This window comes from Citrobacter sp. CK191 (assembly GCF_030333435.1).
Classification (GTDB): domain Bacteria; phylum Pseudomonadota; class Gammaproteobacteria; order Enterobacterales; family Enterobacteriaceae; genus Citrobacter_B; species Citrobacter_B koseri.
This window is the reverse complement of record NZ_JAOWFX010000006.1, coordinates 1-260: the sequence shown is the minus strand read 5'-3', so window position 1 is coordinate 260 and position 260 is coordinate 1. Positions and strand designations below refer to the sequence as shown.

Below are 260 nucleotides of genomic sequence, written 5' to 3'. Positions count from 1 at the left end.
CAGTGTCCCCTTCGTCTAGAGGCCCAGGACACCGCCCTTTCACGGCGGTAACAGGGGTTCGAATCCCCTAGGGGACGCCAGCGTTCAACTGATGAGGTCAGACCTCCCAGGGGACGCCACTTGCTGGTTCGTGAGTGAAAGTCACCTGCCTTAATATCTCAAAACTCATCTTCGGGTGACGTTTGAGATATTTGCTCTTTAAAAATCTGGATCAAGCTGAAAATTGAAACGACACACGTAAAGTGTGTATGAGTCTCTCA

General features: G+C 50.4%; 1 tRNA gene. It reads left to right on the top strand.

The features are described 5' to 3' along the window. The first annotated feature begins 4 nt into the window (after positions 1–4). A tRNA-Glu gene (locus OGV82_RS02735) sits at positions 5–80 on the top strand. The last annotated feature ends 180 nt before the right edge of the window (positions 81–260 follow it).